At 63.3% G+C, this 18985-nt stretch carries 18 protein-coding genes and 1 riboswitch; of the genes, 4 read left to right on the forward strand and 14 right to left on the reverse strand.

Features of this window, described 5'->3' with window-relative positions; all coding sequences use genetic code 11:
* Nucleotide 1: 1 nt before the first annotated feature.
* On the forward strand, nt 2-406 hold the full coding sequence (locus tag AX756_RS15295; RefSeq protein WP_068313310.1) for a F0F1 ATP synthase subunit epsilon: 405 nt from the start codon (nt 2-4) through the stop codon (nt 404-406).
* 529 nt (nt 407-935) lie between these two features.
* Here AX756_RS15295 and ybgC read toward each other — a convergent pair.
* From ybgC to gcvT, 5 genes are all read right to left on the reverse strand, one after another.
* Nucleotides 936-1340, reverse strand: coding sequence for a tol-pal system-associated acyl-CoA thioesterase (ybgC, locus tag AX756_RS15300; protein ID WP_068313313.1), 405 nt, complete (start codon nt 1338-1340; stop codon nt 936-938).
* 165 nt (nt 1341-1505) lie between these two features.
* Nucleotides 1506-2132, reverse strand: a complete 627-nt coding sequence (locus tag AX756_RS15305; RefSeq protein WP_068313315.1) for a hypothetical protein — start codon at nt 2130-2132, stop codon at nt 1506-1508.
* 198 nt (nt 2133-2330) lie between these two features.
* Nucleotides 2331-5168, reverse strand: a complete 2838-nt coding sequence (gcvP, locus tag AX756_RS15310; RefSeq protein ID WP_068313318.1) for an aminomethyl-transferring glycine dehydrogenase — start codon at nt 5166-5168, stop codon at nt 2331-2333.
* A gap of 166 nt (nt 5169-5334) precedes the next feature.
* Nucleotides 5335-5694: a glycine cleavage system protein GcvH gene (gene gcvH / locus AX756_RS15315; protein WP_068313575.1), complete on the reverse strand. Its 360-nt coding sequence runs from the start codon at nt 5692-5694 to the stop codon at nt 5335-5337.
* 16 nt (nt 5695-5710) lie between these two features.
* A complete protein-coding gene (gcvT, locus tag AX756_RS15320) occupies nt 5711-6832 on the reverse strand; it encodes a glycine cleavage system aminomethyltransferase GcvT (protein ID WP_082739132.1) in 1122 nt (373 codons plus the stop codon).
* Between the two features lie 149 nt (nt 6833-6981).
* A riboswitch (glycine riboswitch) is annotated at nt 6982-7075 on the reverse strand.
* A 14-nt stretch (nt 7076-7089) separates the two neighbouring features.
* On the opposite strand from gcvT, the gene AX756_RS15325 reads away from it, so the two are divergent.
* Entirely contained in the window at nt 7090-7707 is a 618-nt protein-coding gene (locus AX756_RS15325; RefSeq protein WP_321186409.1) for a gamma-glutamylcyclotransferase family protein, read from the forward strand.
* Here AX756_RS15325 and AX756_RS15330 read toward each other — a convergent pair.
* The 7 genes from AX756_RS15330 to AX756_RS15360 form a co-directional block, all read right to left on the reverse strand.
* A complete protein-coding gene (locus AX756_RS15330; RefSeq protein WP_068313321.1) occupies nt 7681-9072 on the reverse strand; it encodes an MATE family efflux transporter in 1392 nt (463 codons plus the stop codon). The two genes, AX756_RS15325 and AX756_RS15330, sit on opposite strands and share 27 nt — an antisense overlap.
* 120 nt (nt 9073-9192) lie before the next feature.
* On the reverse strand, nt 9193-9522 hold the full coding sequence (locus tag AX756_RS15335) for a hypothetical protein (protein WP_068313324.1): 330 nt from the start codon (nt 9520-9522) through the stop codon (nt 9193-9195).
* A gap of 221 nt (nt 9523-9743) precedes the next feature.
* The gene (arsB, locus tag AX756_RS15340) at nt 9744-10754 is read right to left on the reverse strand and encodes an ACR3 family arsenite efflux transporter (protein ID WP_068313327.1); all 1011 of its coding nucleotides are present in this window, start codon (nt 10752-10754) and stop codon (nt 9744-9746) included.
* A gap of 6 nt (nt 10755-10760) precedes the next feature.
* Entirely contained in the window at nt 10761-12038 is a 1278-nt protein-coding gene (gene arsJ, locus AX756_RS15345) for an organoarsenical effux MFS transporter ArsJ (protein ID WP_068313330.1), read from the reverse strand.
* A complete protein-coding gene (locus AX756_RS15350; RefSeq protein ID WP_068313332.1) occupies nt 12038-13048 on the reverse strand; it encodes an ArsJ-associated glyceraldehyde-3-phosphate dehydrogenase in 1011 nt (336 codons plus the stop codon). Before AX756_RS15350 ends, arsJ begins: the two co-directional genes overlap by 1 nt.
* A 93-nt stretch (nt 13049-13141) precedes the next feature.
* Nucleotides 13142-13999 (reverse strand): metalloregulator ArsR/SmtB family transcription factor, encoded by an 858-nt coding sequence (locus AX756_RS15355; RefSeq protein ID WP_068313335.1) that lies wholly within the window; start codon nt 13997-13999, stop codon nt 13142-13144.
* Between the two features lie 389 nt (nt 14000-14388).
* Nucleotides 14389-15186 (reverse strand): N-acyl homoserine lactonase family protein, encoded by a 798-nt coding sequence (locus AX756_RS15360; RefSeq protein WP_068313338.1) that lies wholly within the window; start codon nt 15184-15186, stop codon nt 14389-14391.
* 134 nt (nt 15187-15320) lie between these two features.
* On the opposite strand from AX756_RS15360, the gene AX756_RS15365 reads away from it, so the two are divergent.
* Together AX756_RS15365 and AX756_RS15370 are read left to right on the forward strand one after the other, a co-directional pair.
* Nucleotides 15321-16340 carry a Gfo/Idh/MocA family protein gene (locus tag AX756_RS15365; protein ID WP_156461515.1) on the forward strand — a complete coding sequence of 340 codons (1020 nt, stop codon included), beginning with the start codon at nt 15321-15323 and terminating at the stop codon, nt 16338-16340.
* On the forward strand, nt 16337-17011 hold the full coding sequence (locus tag AX756_RS15370) for a GntR family transcriptional regulator (RefSeq protein ID WP_068313343.1): 675 nt from the start codon (nt 16337-16339) through the stop codon (nt 17009-17011). The genes AX756_RS15365 and AX756_RS15370 overlap by 4 nt, the downstream gene beginning before the upstream one ends.
* Before the next feature lie 4 nt (nt 17012-17015).
* On the opposite strand, the gene AX756_RS15375 is transcribed toward AX756_RS15370, so the two are convergent.
* Nucleotides 17016-17501: an ureidoglycolate lyase gene (locus tag AX756_RS15375; RefSeq protein ID WP_068313346.1), complete on the reverse strand. Its 486-nt coding sequence runs from the start codon at nt 17499-17501 to the stop codon at nt 17016-17018.
* Nucleotides 17501-18922: an allantoinase PuuE gene (puuE, locus tag AX756_RS15380; protein WP_068313348.1), complete on the reverse strand. Its 1422-nt coding sequence runs from the start codon at nt 18920-18922 to the stop codon at nt 17501-17503. Before puuE ends, AX756_RS15375 begins: the two co-directional genes overlap by 1 nt.
* Between the last annotated feature and the right edge of the window lie 63 nt (nt 18923-18985).

Below are 18985 nucleotides of genomic sequence, written 5' to 3' on the forward strand. Positions count from 1 at the left end.
TATGGCCAACACGATGCAGTTCGATCTGGTAAGCCCGGAAAAGCGGCTCGCGTCGCTTGAGGCCACCCAGGTCCAGATTCCGGCCGCCGAAGGCGATATGACGGCGATGCCCGACCACGCGCCGGTCATCGTCACGCTGCGCCCCGGCTTGCTGAAGGCAACCGGGGTTGACGGAACCGTCACCCAGTATGCGGTGACCGGCGGTTTCGCCGAGATCAACGCCGATTCAGCGTCGGTTCTCGCCGAATTTGCCACTGTCGGAGACGGACAGGGCACGGCTCGGGCGGCTCTGGAGGGCTTTCTCGAAGAGGCCCGCAAACGTGCCGGAGAGGCGCAGGGTGAAAGCAAGGACGTGGCGGAGAAATTCGTTGCCGACCTCGTGCACCTGCTGGAGGCGATGGAGTAATCCACGCTGTCCAAGCCATCGATCAAGAGCCCCGCGTTTTACAACGCGGGGCTTTTTCGTTGGCGCAATCCAGACTTCATTCGACCGGATTCCAATCTCCGAGGGCGGCTTGCCCGCACGCTCTTGCGGTCGTTCCCCCAAGGATATTTGTTGAGAGATGATGGATTTCGCCCTCGCCCTTCATCTTTCCCGATAACACCCCGGCCAGAGGCACGATCCGCAGAGTCGCTCAAGCGGGCGGAAAGGCGACGAGGCGTTTTGCCTGAAACACTTCGTTGATGTTCCGATATGCAGCTGGCGCGGTTTGAGGAAAAAGTTTCGCCCCGCGCAGCAGATGCGCGGGGCGAGGGTGAAAGGGGATGTTCCACCCAGCCATTGGGACAGGCTTGGGCATCTTATCGGCAGCTAGGCCCCTTCTCGCCAGCCGCGAAATTCAGAAGCAGGGTCGGGCGTGTTTTCTTCACAACACCCCAACCGGGCCGGGTCGCATTCCAAAGCCCATCGTCCCGAACGTAGCGCCGTTTCCTGGCTAGTCTTTTTCCGCAAATGTCATGAGCGCGCGGATATCCACGGGCAGGCGTTGCGGTCTGCCCTCAAGGTTCATGACCGCAACGGTGACCCGCGCGGTAAACAGAACCCTGCTGTCGCACAGCACCTTCTGATCCATTACGAAACGGGCGCCGCCGATCTCCGATAGCCGGGTTTCGACGATCAGAATGTCGTCCATGCGCGCCGGCGACAGGTAATCGGCCTCCACGCGGCGCACGGCAAAGACGAGACCGTGCTGCTCCTTGAGGGTGTTCTGGTCGACCCCGATCTCGCGCACCCATTCGGACCGGCCGCGCTCGATGAATTTCAGGTAATTGGCATAGTAGACAATCCCCGCCATATCGGTGTCTTCGTAATAGACGCGTAACTGGTGAAGATGGGGCATTCTGCTGATCCGGTTCTTGTCGGAAGGGTGCTAGGTTGGACACGGCCGCGCGGAAAGTCCGTGCAGCTGGATCCTGTCCGGACAGTCCCTGCAATTCAAGGCAGTACCGACAAGTCCGAAAAGGTCGCGCAGCCGCTTCTCGTGAGATTCCGTGGCTGGCGCCCGTCAGCTGGTGGCGCCGAGCCGCGCGGCCAGTCGGAGCGCGTGGCTCGCGTCGCTGGCGGCTTCGGGCATGACAGGATCATAAGCGGCGCGGATCACGCCGGCAATTTCGGGATGCAGGACGACATGGCCTTCGGGCGTGAGCGCGAGCGGGGAGCGTTCGGTGAAGGCACGGTCGGACCAGAGTAGGAGGGATTGGGCCATCTGCGACAGGGCGAGATCCTCGGCGGGCAGTTCCGAGAGTTCGGACTCCATCCGCAGAAACAGAAAACAGGCCCGGATGGCGCCATTCTTTTCGAAGCGGAACATGCGGTACTGGTTGGCTTTTGCCGCGACCAGCCGCTCAACAAGGGGGGGCAGTTCGGGCACGAGGCGGTCGAGATCGGGGACCTGCAGAAGCTCTTCCCATTCCCGGAAGAAAAAGATCATCAGGTTGGCGCCCATCTCCGGGTCCGTTTCGGCCATCTTGTGGCCGGCCAGCGTGACAACGGCTTCGCAGGCGCCCTTGACGGTCGATAGGGTGGCATCGTCAACACCGAAGACGATGGGAACGATCGGCCGCGACCAGCGCGCGAAACTGTAGCTTTCGTCGGAACGGGTAAAGAGCTTTTCGACCTGTTCTGGCGTCATGATCGCCCCCTTGGTTGATCTGGTGTCGCGGCGTGGACAGCGTCTGCCCGGCTGCGAGAGGTAAATCATGCGGCGCCCGGTTCCAACGGATTTTCTTTGGCTTGGATCGTTGGGAAAGAGCGGGCTCCCGACCGTCAGGGAAGCATCGCAGATGCTCCCCCTCCCGTCGGGCGTGGCACGCCTTCGGCGTGCGGGGGCCTACTCTGCCGCGTCCTCGTAGCTTTCCACCGGCGGGCAGGTACAGACGAGGTTGCGGTCACCATAGGCATTGTCCACCCGGCCCACGGGCGGCCAGTACTTGTCCACCCGGAAGGAGCCCGGCGGGAAGCAGCCCTGTTCGCGCGGATAGGCGCGCTCCCAGTCTGCGATGAGATCCTCGACAGTATGCGGCGCGAAGTGCAGCGGGCTTTGCTCATAGGCGATCTCGCCGGCCTCGATGGCGCCGATCTCGGCGCGGATCGACAGCATTGCGTCGATGAAACGGTCGAGTTCGGCTTTGGTCTCGGACTCGGTCGGCTCCACCATCAGCGTGCCGGCCACGGGCCAGGACATGGTGGGGGCGTGGAAGCCGCTATCCATCAGGCGCTTGGCGATATCATCGACCTGCACGCCGGCCTCGGCGAAGGGCCGGGTGTCGAGGATGCATTCATGCGCGACGCGCCCGCCCTTGCCCTTGAACAGCACGTCATAAGCGCCACTCAGGCGGGCGGCGATGTAGTTGGCGCTGAGGATGGCGACCTTGGTAGCCTGGGTGATGCCCTCGCCGCCCATCAGCTGCACATAGGCCCAGGAGATAGGCAGGATCGAGGCCGAGCCATAGGGCGCCGCCGAGACCGGGCCTTCGCGGCCGCCGGTCACCGGGTGGCCGGGCAGGAAGGGCTCCAGATGCGCCTTGACCCCGATCGGGCCCATGCCGGGACCACCGCCGCCATGGGGGATGCAGAAGGTCTTGTGCAGGTTGAGGTGGCTGACATCGGAGCCGAGATCGCCGGGCCGGGAAAGCCCCACCATCGCGTTCAGGTTCGCCCCGTCAAGATAGACCTGCCCGCCATGTTCATGGGTAATCGCGCAGACATCGCGCACGGTGTCTTCGAAGACGCCGTGGGTGGAGGGGTAGGTGATCATGCAGGCGGCGAGCTTGTCGCCTGCGGCTTCCGCCTTGGCGCGGAAATCCTCCAGGTCGATGTCGCCGTTCTCCGCCGATTTCACCACGACGACCTTCATGCCCGCCATGGAAGCGGAGGCCGGGTTGGTGCCATGGGCGGATTTCGGGATCAGGCAGATATCGCGCGCCTCGCCGCGGGAGCGGTGATAGGCGGCAATGGTCAGCAGGCCCGCATACTCGCCCTGCGCGCCCGAATTGGGCTGCATGGACATGGCGTCATAGCCGGTGATCTCGCAGAGCTTGGCCGAGAGGTCTGTCAGCATCTCGGCATAGCCCTCGGCCTGATCGTCCGGCACGAAGGGGTGGATCTGGCCGAATTCGGGCCAGGTGATCGGCATCATCTCCACGGCGGCGTTGAGCTTCATCGTGCAGGAGCCGAGCGGGATCATCGCCCGGTCCAAGGCGAGGTCCCGGTCCGCGAGGCGGCGCATGTAGCGCATCATCTCGGCCTCGGCGCGGTTGAGGTGGAAGATCGGGTGGGTGAGGTAGTCGCTCTCCCGCAGCAGTTCCTCGGGCAGGGCGACGCGGGTGGGCTCACCGAAGCTGTCATTGATGCCGAAGGCACGCCAGACGCGCTCGATCGTGTCGGGCACGCAGGTTTCGTCCACCGAGATGCCGATTTTCGTGTCACCGAACTTGCGCAGGTTGATGCCCTCGGCCCGCGCCGAACGCAGGATGGCACCTTGCAGCGGGCCGACATCGACCGTGATCGTGTCGAAAATCCCGTCCGGGGCAACATCGAAGCCCGCATTGCGCAGCCCTTCGGCCAGACGTGCGGCCATGATGTGGACGCGCTCGGCAATGGCGCGCAGGCCGCGGGGGCCATGGAAAACGGCATAGAAGCTTGCCATGACCGCCAGCAACGCCTGCGCGGTACAGACATTCGACGTGGCCTTCTCGCGGCGGATATGCTGCTCGCGGGTGGCAAGCGAGAGGCGATAGGCCTTGTTGCCGCGCGCATCGACGGAGACACCGACGATCCGCCCCGGCATGGCGCGCTTGTACTGATCGAGGCAGGCCATGTAGGCGGCGTGCGGGCCGCCATAACCCATGGGCACGCCAAACCGTTGGGCGGAGCCCACGGCGATATCTGCGCCCATCGCGCCGGGCTCCTTGAGCAGAAGCAGCGCCAGTAGGTCCGCAGCGACGATGCCGATGGCCTTGTTGGCATGCAGCGCTTCCATTTCCGGCGTGAAATCACGCAGCGCACCATCGGTGCCCGGGTATTGGAACAGGGCGCCGAAGACGGCGCTGGCGTCCAACTCGTCCACCGGGGCCACGATCACCTCGATCCCGAGCGGGTGGGCGCGGGTCTCGACAACGGCGATGGTCTGCGGGTGACAATTGGCATCGACGAAGAAGGCCGTCGCCTTGGATTTCGAAGCGCGCTGCGCCATGGCCATGGCCTCGGCGGCGGCGGTGCCTTCGTCCAGAAGCGACGCGTTGGCGATTTCCAGGCCTGTCAGATCGGCGATCATGGTCTGGAAGTTCAGCAGCGCCTCAAGCCGGCCCTGGGCGATTTCGGGCTGATAGGGCGTGTAAGCCGTGTACCAGGCCGCGTTTTCGAGGATATTGCGCTGGATCGCCGGCGGCGTGACGGTGCCATAATAGCCCTGTCCGATCAGCGAATGCAGCACCTGATTGCGGCGGGCGACCTTGCGCATCTTCACCAGCATCTCGCCTTCGGCCATGGGCGCCCAGTCGAGCGGCGTTTGCTGGCGGAAATCGGCTGGAATTGTCTGGTCGATCAGCGTGTCCAGGCTGTCCACGCCAATCGCGGCGAGCATTTCTGCCATTTCTTCGGGCGAGGGGCCGATGTGACGGCGATTTGCGAAATCATAGGGCTGGTAGTCGGTGGGCTGGAAAGGCAAGGCGGGGCTCCCGTTCGGTTTGGGATGGTGTTGCAAGCGCGGAGGCGAGATCATCGCCGCGGGAAAAGGCGGAGCGCCGCCCCCGCCCGCTGGGAGCGGGGGCGGCGCTGCCCGGCCTCGTGACCAGGCGGATTGGTCGGAACCGGCGTGCCCGGAAGGGCGTGCCTCAGGCGGTCAGTTCCTTGTAGGCGGTCTCATCCATATAGGCGTCGAGTTGGCTGGCATCGTCGATCTTCACCTTGAAGAACCACGCCTCGCCCTCGGCATCTTCGTTGACCTTGCTGGGCGTGTCGATGATCGCTTCGTTGATCTCGACGATCTCGCCATCGACCGGCGCCACGATATCGGAGGCGGCCTTCACCGACTCGATCACCACGATCTCGTCATCCTTGGAGACCTGGGTGCCGACCTCGGGAAGTTCCACGAAGACGATATCGCCGAGTTGCTCCTGGGCGTGGTCGGTAATGCCGACCGTGACGATATCGCCGTCCAGGCTCAACCATTCATGGTCCTCGGTGTACTTGATCATTTCGGGGGGCTCCTCAGCGCTTGTAGGTGGAGGGACGGAAAGGAAGGGAGACGATCTCGGCGGCCATGCGCTTTCCGCGCACCTCGCCCCAGATCCGTGTTCCAGGCGCCGACAGGCGCGCAGGCACGTAGCCCATGGAGATCGGATGACCGACCGTCGGGCCGAAAGCACCGGATGAGACGACACCAACCGGCGTCTCGTCCTTTTCATTTTCGAACAATTGCACGTGTTCCCGCATCGGCGCTCGACCTTCGGGACGGATGCCGACCCGGCGGCGATCTTCCGGATCGTCTGGATCCGAAAGCTTCGGCAACAGGATGGAATCGCCGGGGAATCCGCCTTCGTGGGCGCCGCCTGCGCGGCGGGTTTTCTGGATCGCCCAGGTCAGGCTTGCCTGAACCGGGTCGGTCGTGGTGTCGATGTCATTGCCATAAAGGCACAATCCGGCCTCAAGGCGCAGCGAATCCCGCGCGCCGAGGCCGATCGGGGCGACCTCCTCCATGTCGAGCAAAGCACGGGCGAAGCCTTCTGCGTGATCCGCAGGAACCGAGATCTCGAAACCGTCCTCGCCGGTATAGCCGGAGCGCGAGATCCACAGCTCGCCGAAATCGCTCGGGAAGATACCGACCTCCATGAACGCCATGGGCGCCACCGGCACGATGCGCGAGAGCGCGGCCTCGGCGGACGGTCCCTGGAGGGCGAGCAGCGCCCGGTCCGTGATCTCGACCAGTTCCGACGGCTGCAATCCGGCCCGCATGAGCGCGATATCGGCGGCCTTGCAGGCGGCATTGACCACGACGAACAGGTGGTCTTCACGCCGGGCGACCATGATGTCGTCCTCGATCCCGCCATTTTCATTGGTAAAGAAGGCATAACGTTGCCGGTTTGGCTTCAGCCCGGTGATGGATTGCGGCACCAACCGCTCAAGATCCTCCGCCGGGTCAGCGCCCGTCAGTAGGACCTGGCCCATATGGCTCACGTCGAACAGGCCAGCCGCCGCGCGGGTGTGAAGGTGTTCCTTCATCACGCCCATGGCGTATTGCACGGGCATCTCGTAGCCGGCAAAGGGCACCATCCGTGCTCCCAGTTCCAGATGCAGCCCGTGTAACGGGGTTTTCAGCAGGTCTTCCGCCAATAGCCTTCTCCGTCGTCTCGCATTTGGCCGTCAGAGAAAATCCTCCGGCACCGATTCCGGGCTCGTCCTGCCCATTCGATGCCCCCTCTGTCCTTCGGCCTGAGATCGTTATCCCTTCGGCGGAGGCTTGCGCCTCACTCTCCAGAGTTTCTTCCCGTGCGGTCCTTTGGCCTGAGAGTTTACCGGGGCGGTTGCTCCTTCGGCACCGGACCTTGCGGTCCAGCTTCTCCCGACGCGGGGTAAACTCGGGATAGCGAATGTTTTCGGATACGGCAAGCCTTGCCTTTGTGGCCGGTTCCAGACACATCACCCGCATGCAGGATCGACAGTTTTTCGGCTATGGTTCGCTCGTAAATCGGGCAACGCATGATTACCCGGGCACCCGGCCGGCGCGGCTGGATGGGTGGCGCAGGGTCTGGGTGCATACCAACCTGCGGCCTGTTGCCTATCTCTCGGTCGAGCGGGCGGAGTGTTCGATCGATGGTCTCGTGGCCGAGGTGCCCGGCGCCGATTGGGCGGCGCTGGACGAACGCGAGCGCGCTTATGACCGCCACCCGGTGGAAACGGTGCTGCATGCATGCGGATCAGACGCCCGGGCGCAGGTCTATGCCGTGCCGGCCAGCCATGCCGCGCCGCCCGATGTCACCCATCCCGTCCTGCTGAGTTATATCGATACGGTCGTGCAGGGGTTCCTGAACGTGTTTGGGACGGGCGGGGCCGAACGCTTCTTTGCAACAACGGCCGGCTGGACGGCCCCGATTCTGAACGACCGGGCCGCACCGCGCTATCCGCGCCACCAACCGGTCACCGACTGGCAGCGTGGCTTCGTGGACAGTCACCTGAACGCGCTATCGGCGCAGGTTCACAAGGCTTAGCAGACGTCCCTGGCGGGCGAAGGGCGGTTTGGTCGGCGGTGATTGTGGTCGCTTCATGATCCGTCCCGACAGGATTGTTGCGAGAATGGCAAAGGCCACGCCACCGAGCGCCTGTCCGATCAGCACGCCAGGTGCGCCCCAGACCGCGCCGCAGACCAGCACGAGGGGAATGGTGCCCAGCGTGTTGCGACCCCAGTTGATCCAGGTGGACCAGAGCGGCCGGCCGAGATTATTGAAGGCGGCATTGGAGACGAAAATCGCGCCGTTGAAAAAGAACAGCAGCGCCAGCGGCCCGCAAAAGAGGTAGATCAGCGTCTGGGCGATACCTTCGGCTTCGAACAGGGCGGCAATGTATGGTCTGAGCAGGTAAAGCACCAGCGTGACCGTGATCACGACGAGCAGCGCGAAGAGCATTCCGTTCAACCAGGCACGCCGGACCCTGTCATGTTGTCCGGCGCCGAAATTCTGTCCGATCACCGGCCCGATGGCCCCGGAGAGCGCGAAGATCGTGGCAAAGGCGACGGGCGACATGCGCGCGATGATTGCCATTCCGGCGACGGCCTCCTCGCCATAGGCCGCCATGGCACGGGTGACATAGGCCTGCCCGACAGGGGTGGCCATCTGGGTCAGCATCGCGGGGCCCGCGATTGCCAGCAGCGGGGCGAGCGCGCCGAGCATATGGCGCGGTGATGGGCGGCAAAGGCCACCATGGTGGCGAAAGATCGGGTAGAGGGCGGCGAGGGCGATGGTGATCCGGGCACAGACCGAGGCCAGCGCGGCCCCGGTCAGTTCCATGTCCAGCCCGAAGATCAGGATCGGGTCCAGCACGGCATTGACGCCTGCGCCCCAGATTGTGGCCATCATCGACCGGCGCGCAGCACCATGCGCCCGCAGGATCGCGCCGCCCACCATGCCGACGAGCAGGAGCGGCAGGCTGGGGATGATAATGCGGAGATAGAGGACCGCGAGGTCCAGCGTTTCCCCCGTCGCGCCCACCAGTTGGGCCAATGGCCTGACATTCAACCATATCAGGGCGGCAAAGGCGGAGCCGAAAATCACCCCCCAGACCAGCGCCGTGGAAGCGCGGTTGCGGGCGAGAGTCTTCTCGCCCTCGCCGAGCGCCCGGGAGACCTGCGCGCCGGCGGCAATGGCCATGCCGATCCCGATGGAGGACGTGAAGAACAGGATCGCCCCGGCATAGCCGATTGCCGCGGCCAGTTCCGCCTTGCCCAGCATCGAGATGAAAACCATGTCGATGAAATCGACCAGGAACACCGCCATCAGGCCGACCGAGGAGGTCAGCGTCATCACGGTGATATGGCGAAACAGGTTCCCCTTGAGGAACACGGCGTCTGGTGCGGGCATGGGGCATCCTTCGGGCGGGTGCCCGTCCCGTCACCCTTATCCATTCTCAAGCCATTTGCCACCGCCGCCCGCGCACATGGGGTTGGCGCTGGCGCAGATGCGCGCTGTTGCCGGGGCCGTTTATGGCCTGACCGGGCAGATATAGCGCTCGTAAACCCAGCCCGTCGGGCCGGCGATATCCTGTTCGTCGGGGCTGTTGAGGATAGAGACCTGGCGCCAGCCATTCGTCCCATAGGGTTCGAAGGAGAGCATGTAGGTGCCCGGGCCCAGCTTGTGGGTCATCGCGCAGCTTGTCGAACCGCAGCGGCGCAGGGCCAGGAAATTGTCGCCCTGCGGATTCAGCCCGCAAGTGACGTAGATTTCGCCACTATAGGCAAGTGCGGCGCCGCTGGCGGCAAAGCTGAGTGCCAGCGCGACGGCGAGGGACGGGAGATTTGGAAAGGCTGCCATGGCGTCCTCCGAACGCATTGGAATGGTTGAAGGAAAATGGGTCCTTGCGAGTCGCGTCAATCGGTCAAATCGCCTCTTGCCGACGGTTTGCGCCCTTAGCGGCATCCGGGAGGGGGCGTCGCCCTCCCCCCCTCGCTCTGGCGTGCGCTGCTTGCCCGGATATTCGCGGAAAGAGGATGAGGGGGCTCGCCCTTGCTTGCTGGCGGATGTCCAGACCCGGTCTAAGCCGGGAATCGCGCCCGGGTTCGGTTGGCAAAGGCCACCAGGGACAGCATCACCGGAACCTCGACAAGAACACCGACCACTGTTGCCAGTGCGGCGCCCGAGCCGAGGCCGAACAGGCTGATTGCGACGGCGACGGCCAGTTCGAAGAAGTTCGAGGTGCCAATCATCGCGCAGGGGGCGGCGATCCGGTGGGGTACCTTTGCAGCCCAGGCGGCGGCATAGGCGACGGCAAAGATCGAGTAGCTCTGGATGATGATAGGGACGGCAATGAGCAGGATGGCCGAGGGGCGGGAGACAATTGTTTCGGCCTGAAGTGCGAAGAGGATCACGACGGTGACGGTCAGCGCCATTGCGGAGAAGGGCGAGACCCTCGCCTTGAAGGCGTCGATCGCCGCGACATCTCCCAGCCGTGCCCGGGTGATCATGCCAGCGATGAGCGGCAGAACGATATATAGGACAACCGAGAGCAGCAGGGTTTCCCACGGCACGGTGATATCCGTCACGCCAAGCAGGAACGCGACGATGGGGGCAAAGGCGATGACCATGATGAGGTCGTTCACCGTCACCTGCACCAGCGTGTAGTTCGGATCGCCCCTGGTCAGGTTGGACCAGACGAAGACCATGGCGGTGCAGGGCGCGGCGCCCAGCAGGATGAGGCCCGCGATATATTGCTGGGCGTCCTCGGGGGCGATCCAGGGAGCGAAGATCGTCTCGAAGAACAGCACGGCGAGGAAGGCCATGGTGAAGGGTTTGATCAGCCAGTTCACCACCAGCGTGATGATCAGCCCGCGTGGTGCCTTGGCCACGTCCTTGATGGAGGAGAGATCCACGCCCACCATCATCGGGTAGACCATCGCCCAGATCAGCACCGCGACGACGAGGTTCACGGAGGCGAACTCTGCCCCCGCGACGAAACCGACAATGCCGGGAGCGATATTGCCGAGGATCAGGCCGGCCACCATGGCCAGTGCAACCCAGACGGAGAGGTAGCGTTCGAAGCTGCTCATTCGTATTTATCCTTGTGTTGCCTCGGCGGGCGTTGCGGCGTGCAGCTTGCGAGCGGAGAGCCAGGAGAGGAAGGCCATCAGCGCGGCTGTTCCCAGCGTCAGCGGCAAGCCCCCGAGCTGGTAGCTCAAGCCGGAGAGCAACGTGCCCAGAAGCCGCCCGGCGGCGTTCGACATGTAGTAGAAACCCACATCCATCGTCACCCGGTCATCATGGGTGAAGGCGAGGATCAGGTAGGAGTGGACGGAGGAGTTCACAGCAAAGACGAAACCGAAGATCATCAGTCCGGCCACCAGCGTGAGTGTGAGCCATGTGGAGGGTCCGCCTGCGACCAGCGCACAGAGCGCCAGCGTGGCCGGGATCAACGTCAGAAGGCCCACCCATTGCACCGCAAGCGCGACGATCTGGTCGGTGCTTTTCTCCCTGGCCTTCAGCAACCCCGGCGCCCAGGCCTGCACCGCGCCATAAGCGATGATCCAGAGCGCCATGAAAGTGCCGATCTGGAAGAAGGCCATGCGGTTGCCGGCCTCGGAGCCATCCGAAAGGACCGCGTAGAAATAGATCGGGATGCCAACCACGAACCACACGTCGCGGGCGCCGAACAGGAAGACGCGGGCGAGCGAGAGCAGGTTCACATTTCGGTTCCTGGAGAAGACCTCCTTGAACTTGGCCCCCTTCTTGCCCTGTGGCAGGCCCTTGGGCATCAGGGCGGCAATGGCCGCAAGGATTGCGGCCAGCACCGCGGCCATTGCCAGCACCGAGCCGGTAAACCCGACCGTGCCCAGCAAAACGGTACCGAGCAGGAAGCCCATGCCCTTCACGGCGTTCTTGGAGCCGGTCAGGTAGGCGACCCAGCGGAAGAGCCCGTCTCCTTCGCTCGGCGCCAGTAGTTTCACGGCGGATTTGGAAGACATCTTGGCCAGATCCTTGGCCACGCCGGAGAGTCCCTGCACAACCATCACGTAGATGACCGATGAAACCAGCGCCCATTCCGGATCCAGCCCGGCCAGCGCCACAAGCGCCACGATCTGGATGCCGAGGCCCGCGTAGAGCGTCGAGGTGAGGCCGAACCGCGCCGCGATCCATCCCGCCGAGAGGTTGGTGACCATGCCCATGAACTCGTAGAGCAGGAACAGGTAGGCCAGCTGGACGGGCGAGAAACCCAGCGTATGGAAATGCAGAAGCACCAGCATGCGCAGGGCGCCATCGGTGAGCATGAAAGCCCAGTAGGCAGCCGTGACAGCGATATAGGCCGGGATGCCCGGGGCTCGTTCCGGAACGGTCATCAGAGGTTGTCCACGACCAGCCGGGTCACATCGGCCAGCCGGAAGGCATAGCCATATTCGTTGTCATACCAGGCGTAGATCTTCACCTGCGTGCCGTTCACGACCATGGTCGAGAGCGCGTCGATGATCGCCGAGCGTTCGTCGTTGATGTAATCGCAGGAGACCAGCGGGCGGGTTTCATAGCCCAGAATGCCGGCCAGTTCGCCCTCGGAGGCGGATTTGAACAGCGCGTTGACTTCTTCGACGGTGGTCTCGCGCTCCACCTCGAAGACGCAATCCGTCAGCGAAGCGTTCAGCAGCGGCACGCGGACGGCGTGGCCGTTCAGCCGGCCCTTCAGCTCGGGATAGATCAGCGTGATCGCGGTGGCCGAGCCGGTGGTAGTGGGAATGAGCGAGTTCAATGCCGAGCGGGCGCGGCGCATGTCCTTGGCGGGCTTGTCGACGATGGTCTGGGTGTTGGTGACGTCATGGATCGTGGTCATGGAGCCATGCTTGATGCCCAACCCCTCGTGGATGACCTTCACAACCGGCGCGAGGCAGTTGGTGGTGCAGGAGGCCGCGGTGACGAGCTTGTGTTCCTCCGGCTTGTAGATGTCGTGATTCACGCCATAGACGAGGTTCACCGCGCCGCCATCCTTGACCGGGGCAGAGACCACGACCTTCTTCACGCCGGCATCGAAATAGGGCTGTACCAATGCGCCGGTCTTGAACACGCCGGTGCAGTCCACCACCACGTCGATCCCCATCTCGGCAAGCGGCAGGTCCTCGATGCGTTTCTCGCAGGTCAGGCGCATCTTCTGGCCGTCAATGGTGAGGCTGTCCTCGCCATATGCGATATCGGCCAGCCAGCGGCCATGCACGGTGTCGAATTCCATCAGCAGCGCGTGTTGCTCTGGCGTGCCCACGGCGTCGTTCAGCAGGACGATCTCGCCCTCGATCCCCTGGTCGAAAAAGGAGCGCATTGCCAGCTTGCCCATGCGGCCGAGGCCATTGATCGCGATCTTTGTCATGTATCTTTCCTCGGCCGCTGTCGGCCCTTTGTCGTTTCTGAATTGCCTTTCGGATCGGAGCGCCCCGATCCGCGTGTTCCTGATCGCCCGAGATCAGATATCGACGCCGAGTTCCCTGGTCTGGCCGATCTCGTCGAGCTGCCTTTGCAGCGAGAACTTGTCCAGCGTCTCCAGAGGCAGGTTGGTGAAGATCGAGATCCGGTTGCGGAGCATCCGGTAGGCGTCGGCAAAGGCGAGACGCTTCTCGGCCTCGTTGCCCTGCGCCGCGACCGGGTCCGGCACGCCCCAATGCGCGCTCATCGGCTGGCCGGGCCAGACCGGGCAGACCTCGGCGGCGGCCTTGTCACAGACGGTGAAGACGAAATCGAGCTTCGGCGCGCCTTCATTGGCAAATTCGGCCCAGTCCTTGGTGCGAATCTCCGACATGTCGTGGTTGAGGTTCTCCAGCAATTCGACCGTGTAGGGGTGCGGGCCATCGGCAGAGGGCAGGGAGCCGGCTGAGAAAGCGCGGAACTTGCCCATGCCTTCGCGATTCATGATGGCTTCGGCCATCAGCGAGCGGGCGGAGTTGCCCGTACAGAGAAAAAGCACGTTGTAGCTGTCTTTCGCCATGGGGGCCTCTGTGCGCTTGGAGGATCGTTCGATCAGGGGAAAACAGATTTCGGGACGCGACTGGCAGCACCCTTCCAGCAAGAAGGAGAGCAGCTCGCTGATCGTTTTTGTATCGGCCGTGTAGCGGATATTCCGGCCCTCGCGGACGCGTTCCACCAACCCTGCATTCAGCAGGATGTTCAGGTTGTTCGACAATGTGTTCTGTCGAATTCCCAACGTGTCGGCGATCTCGCCGGCATGGCGGCCATGTTCTCCGGCCTGCACAAGCATACGAAATATGTCCAGCCGGATCTGCTGGGACAGGGCGAAGAACGCCGTGGTTGCGGTCAACTTTTCCATAATTCATGAATTAATGAAATGAATTCTGGGCGTCAATGAGTCGATTGCCGCTGGCGGGGCGCTTTCTCTTTGCCATCTTTGGGTGACAGACAGATGTCGGTGCCGCGTGATAGCTACCAGTTCTAGAAAGTTAGACCTTAGGTATCAATTTTTGTTGTTGAGGTCTTCCAAGGGGCGCGATTGATGCTATCCTGACGCCTACAAGAAAACGCATTTGGAGGAAAACGGCATGCATCCTGTGCACGGATACCAGATGTTGAATGGCGAGCGGCGCTACAAGAGCAAGATCATGTTCCGTAGCCTTGTGGGTTCTTTCCCACCTCTCCGCTTTTTGCGGCGAATCTGGAGCTGAAAGCACCCGGCCGAACAGGCGGCTAACCTGCAGATTGTCAGAACGGGAGCGGTCGCATCGGGCCAAGATCGAGGCGGTTTATCCAGTCTGCCTGATCGTGGCGCGGGAAGAGCTCGCGCACCAACGGATCATGACCGGGAATCAAGCGTCCGGGATCTACGGCCAGTTTCTGAATTGTCTGGAACCCGCGCAGCATTTCCTCGGCATCGGCCACGATGGGGAAGAGTTTCCCCGCAAAGGCATTCTCATAGTAATGCGCGGCGTCGGAAGCCAGGCAGAGCGGGCCGGACTCGGTTTCGACACGAACCGCTTGAAGCCCCCGTGAATGCCCGCCGATCCGGTGCACGCTTACGCCCGGCGCCACCTCTCCGGAACCATCGTAAAACACCACGCGGCCAGCATAGAGCCGCTTGATCGCTTCGCAGATATGATCGGCGGTGAAGGGGTGGCGCATGGCCTGGTGGCACATGCAGGGCCCGGTCGCATAGGCCATCTCGACCTCTTGCATATGCAGCGTGGCATTTGGGAACAGATGCAGCCCGCCCGCATGATCGTAGTGCAGGTGGGTCACGATGAGAGTGTCGATCTGATCGGGTCGGATGCCGAGCGGAGCGAGGGCCTCTGTCGGGTCCATCCGAATGGGGCGATCGCGCCTAGCACCTTCGGCGGAATCATAACCGGTATCGACCAGGATCGTCCGCTCTTCGTCCTGCAGGACCCACATGAAGTAATCCATCGCGTGCGGCGCGGTCGGGTCCGCGTCGAACAGGAAGGAATCCGCCCGAATACGCGCGTTGCGCTCGGCATATTTCACGGAATGGACCTGCCATGTCATCGTTGTACCTCCCGGTTGGTGGCCACGGTTTTGATGGTGATCATCGCGGCGGTGTCCTTGCGGGACGGGCGCGTTCTGGCCTAGACTACGTATGCACTTGAAAATGCGCAACAGATTGAGCAGGGATGACGATCATGGCGTTGACGGCCGCCGTTCTGGGTGCCGGATATTTTGCGTCCTTTCATCACGAAGCATGGGACAGGCTGGACGGCGTCACGCTCAGCGCTGTTGCCAATCGCACGGTTGAAAAGGCGCAAGCCACCGGGTTTCCGGCCTTTGACAGCCTGAGCGCGCTTTTCGACAGGGCGGGCGTGCCGGACATTCTCGATATCGCAACCGCGCCGGAAACGCATGTGAACGCGGTTCGGGAAGCAATCGCGGCCGGTTGCAGGGTGATCATCTGCCAGAAGCCGTTCTGCAACAACCTGGAAGAGGCCCGCGCCCTGACCGAGCTTGCCGAGGCCGCGGGTTCCACCCTCGTCGTGCACGAGAACTTCCGCTGGCAACCCTGGTATCGCGCCATGAAGACGGCGATGGAGCAGGGCGAGATTGGCGACGTGCTCCAGGGCAGCTTCCGGATGCGGCCGGGCGACGGGCAGGGGCCTCGGGCCTACCTGGACCGCCAGCCCTATTTCCAGCAGATGCCGCGTTTCCTCGTGCATGAGACGGCGGTGCATTGGGTCGACACCTTCCGATACCTCTTTGGGCCGGTGAAATCCGTCTATGCTGATCTGCGACGGATGAACCCGGTCATTGCGGGCGAGGATGCGGGTTTCATTCTGTTCGATCACGGGGAAGGGGTTCGCTCGATGTTCGACGGCAACCGCCTGCTCGACCACAAGGCCGAACATCACAGGCTGACCATGGGCGAGGGGCTGATCGAGGGAACCGGCGGCGTCCTGCGCCTTGCGGGGGACGGCTCGGTGCATTTGCGGCGGTTCAATTCCCTGCAGGAACATGTTCTGATGCCGCCCTATGACGGCGGACGGTTCGGAGGCGATTGTGTCTTTCGCCTCTGTGAGCATGTCGCGCGTTTCCTGCGTGGCGAGGGAGCGCTGGAAAACAAGGCGCGGGATTACCTGAAAGTTCTCGAGATGGAGAACGCGATCTACAAGTCGTCCGAAACCGGATGCCGACAGGAACTGATCACATGACGCAAGCCGTGAAACCGAAGTCGAACACGCTAAAGGCACAGGACACGCTGCGCGAGATGATTTTCGCTGGCGACCTGATGCCGGGTTCCACCTATCTGGAAGCGGAACTGGCCGAGCTTCTGGGCATGTCGCGCACGCCGGTTCGCGAGGCGGCGCTGCGGCTGGAGGCTTATGGCCTGTTGGAGGTTCGTCCCCGGCACGGGGTGCGGATCACGCCGGTTTCGCCCAAGGATATGGAAGAGATCTACGAGATTTTGACCGAGCTGGAAGGCCTCTGTGCCGAGAAAGCCGCCGATGCGAGCCATTCCGACGAAGAAGTCGCCGCTTTGGAGGATGCGATCCGGCACATGGACGAGGCGCTCGCTGCGGAGGATCGCGTTGCTTGGGCCGCGGCCGACGAGGAGTTCCATTCGGCCCTGATCCGGCTCGGGCATAACAAGCGCATCCAGTCGATCTGCGCAATGTACAACGACCAAGTGCGGCGGGCGCGGGCGGTGACGCTCTGGCTGCGGCCCTTGCCGACAGAGTCGAACAAGGCCCACCGCGAGGTTTGCGAGGCGATCCGGAATTGCGACGCGGAGGCCGCCGGGCGGCTGCACCGCGCCCACCGCCGCGCGGCCCGCAAGCTGCTGACAGAGCTGCTTACGCGGCACGGGCTGCGAAACGTCTGAACCCTCAGCGTTCCCGAACGCTCCATGGCTGCGAATAAGTGACTTCTTCCAGGTTGGCGCCCTCCCCGATTCTGTCAATCACGGCAAAGAGGCCGGGGGCGTGGAGTGGGGTCAAGACACCATGCCATGTCCCACGGTACAGGTTGATGCCCTGGCCCGGTGCAGTGAGGAAGGCGCGCGGCGCGCCGGGGCTGCCATCCTCATCCGGAGCGACGATAACGAGAAACGGGTGCTCCGTCATTGGCAGGAATGCCTGGCTGCCCAAAGGGTGCCGTTCCACGAGGTCGAACGCGTAGGGCAGGCTGCGGGGCTGGGCGTTGAAGAGCGAAATGCCCGCCTGCCCATCGACGAAATCGAGCCGGGCGCGGTCATGATAGCGGCCGCAGGCGCCGGCATTGATCCACTTGTCGGGCTCGCCGCCGATTTCGAGGACATCCCCGAACGGCGCGAACGCTTCCGAGGTCAGCGGGGTCGTTAGGATCTCGGGCATTACCACTCCATCGCTTGCAGGCGCAGTTCGGCGATCCGCTCGACCTGCCGGCAGGCCTCGGCGAATTCGTACTCCCGATCCTGTTTCAACCGACGCTGGAAGGTCGCGAGAATGCCGGCCTTGTCGTGATCGCGCACGGCGATGATGAAGGGGAAGCCGAAGCGGTTGGTATAGGCGCGGTTCAGCGCCGTGAAGCTGTCGCGCTCGGCATCGGTCAGCGCGTCCAGCCCGGCGCTGGCCTGTTCGGCGGTGCTTTCATTGGTGAGCCGCTTGGCCTTTGCCAGCTTGCCGGCGAGATCGGGATGCGCGCACAGGACTTCGAGCCGTTCCTCTTCGCTTGCCGAGCGGAAGGCACGGATCAGCGCGGAATGCACGCCTGTCGCGGTGTCGTGCGCGGGGCCAAGCTCCAGCGCATGGGCACGCTCCGCGATCCAGGGCGAATGCTCGAATATCCCGCCAAAGGCCACGATGAAAGCCTCGCGATCCATCTCGCTCGGTCGAACCATCAGCCGTTTCTGCGGCGGATGGGTGGCCGCCCAATGCTCCGCGATATCAATGCGGCGCGCGAACCAGACGCCGTCCCGGGCGCTGGCATGTTCGAGGAAACGCTTCAACCCGGCAAGCCTCCCGGGCCGTCCGGCAAGCCGGCAATGCAGCCCGATGGAGAGCATCTTCGGCTGGCCCGCTTCGCCCTCGGCATAGAGGCAGTCGAAGCTGTCCTTGAGATAGGTGAAGAAGTCTTCGCCCGTGTTGAAACCCTGCGCGGTGGCGAAGCGCATGTCATTGGTGTCGAGCGTGTAGGGAACGACCAGTTGGTCATGCCCGTCAACCTCGATCCAGTAAGGCAGGTCGTCGGCATAGCTGTCCGCGATATAGTCGAAGCTGCCAAAACGCGCGGCCAGTTCGACCGTGTTTACCGAACAACGGCCGGTGTACCAGCCCCGCGGCGGCGCACCCGTCACCTCGGTATGCAGCCGGATCGCCTCCAGCATATGCTCGGTCTCTTCCTTGGGCGTGAAATCCTTGTACTCAATCCACTTCAACCCGTGGGACGCAATTTCCCACTCCGCCGCCTGCATCGCCTTGACCTGCTCGGGAGAGCGGGCCAGCGCCGTTGCGACCCCGTAGACCGTCACCGGAACCTGGTGTTCCGTAAACAGCCGGTGCAGCCGCCAGAAGCCTGCACGGGCGCCATATTCATAGATGCTCTCCATGTTCCAGTGCCGCTGACCCGGCCAGGCCGCCGCACCGACGATCTCGGACAGGAAAGCCTCCGAAGCGGCATCGCCATGCAGCACGCAGTTTTCGCCGCCTTCTTCGTAGTTTATCACGAACTGGATCGCGATCCGGGCATTGCCCGGCCAGTTGGCGTTGGCGGGCGTCGGGCCATGGCCATGCATGTCGCGAGGATAACGGTTCATTCTGGTCTCCGATCCGGTTCGGGCTTGTCTGGCGGCGAGTTTCCCGCCTTCATGGGGCGGACG

This window comes from Aliiruegeria sabulilitoris (genome assembly GCF_001558155.1).
GTDB lineage: Bacteria > Pseudomonadota > Alphaproteobacteria > Rhodobacterales > Rhodobacteraceae > Tropicimonas > Tropicimonas sabulilitoris.

Excerpts from the sequence above, each read along its gene's own strand:
- AX756_RS15295 (WP_068313310.1), top strand. The coding sequence starts at position 2 with ATGGCCAACACGATGCAGTTCGATCTGGTAAGCCCGGAAAAGCGGCTC.
- ybgC (WP_068313313.1), bottom strand. The coding sequence starts at position 1,340 with ATGCCCCATCTTCACCAGTTACGCGTCTATTACGAAGACACCGATATG.
- AX756_RS15305 (WP_068313315.1), bottom strand. The coding sequence starts at position 2,132 with ATGACGCCAGAACAGGTCGAAAAGCTCTTTACCCGTTCCGACGAAAGC.
- AX756_RS15325 (WP_321186409.1), top strand. The coding sequence starts at position 7,090 with ATGTTTTCGGATACGGCAAGCCTTGCCTTTGTGGCCGGTTCCAGACAC.
- AX756_RS15330 (WP_068313321.1), bottom strand. The coding sequence starts at position 9,072 with ATGCCCGCACCAGACGCCGTGTTCCTCAAGGGGAACCTGTTTCGCCAT.
- AX756_RS15335 (WP_068313324.1), bottom strand. The coding sequence starts at position 9,522 with ATGGCAGCCTTTCCAAATCTCCCGTCCCTCGCCGTCGCGCTGGCACTC.
- arsB (WP_068313327.1), bottom strand. The coding sequence starts at position 10,754 with ATGAGCAGCTTCGAACGCTACCTCTCCGTCTGGGTTGCACTGGCCATG.
- arsJ (WP_068313330.1), bottom strand. The coding sequence starts at position 12,038 with ATGACCGTTCCGGAACGAGCCCCGGGCATCCCGGCCTATATCGCTGTC.
- AX756_RS15350 (WP_068313332.1), bottom strand. The coding sequence starts at position 13,048 with ATGACAAAGATCGCGATCAATGGCCTCGGCCGCATGGGCAAGCTGGCA.
- AX756_RS15355 (WP_068313335.1), bottom strand. The coding sequence starts at position 13,999 with ATGGAAAAGTTGACCGCAACCACGGCGTTCTTCGCCCTGTCCCAGCAG.
- AX756_RS15360 (WP_068313338.1), bottom strand. The coding sequence starts at position 15,186 with ATGACATGGCAGGTCCATTCCGTGAAATATGCCGAGCGCAACGCGCGT.
- AX756_RS15365 (WP_156461515.1), top strand. The coding sequence starts at position 15,321 with ATGGCGTTGACGGCCGCCGTTCTGGGTGCCGGATATTTTGCGTCCTTT.
- AX756_RS15370 (WP_068313343.1), top strand. The coding sequence starts at position 16,337 with ATGACGCAAGCCGTGAAACCGAAGTCGAACACGCTAAAGGCACAGGAC.
- AX756_RS15375 (WP_068313346.1), bottom strand. The coding sequence starts at position 17,501 with ATGCCCGAGATCCTAACGACCCCGCTGACCTCGGAAGCGTTCGCGCCG.
- puuE (WP_068313348.1), bottom strand. The coding sequence starts at position 18,922 with ATGAACCGTTATCCTCGCGACATGCATGGCCATGGCCCGACGCCCGCC.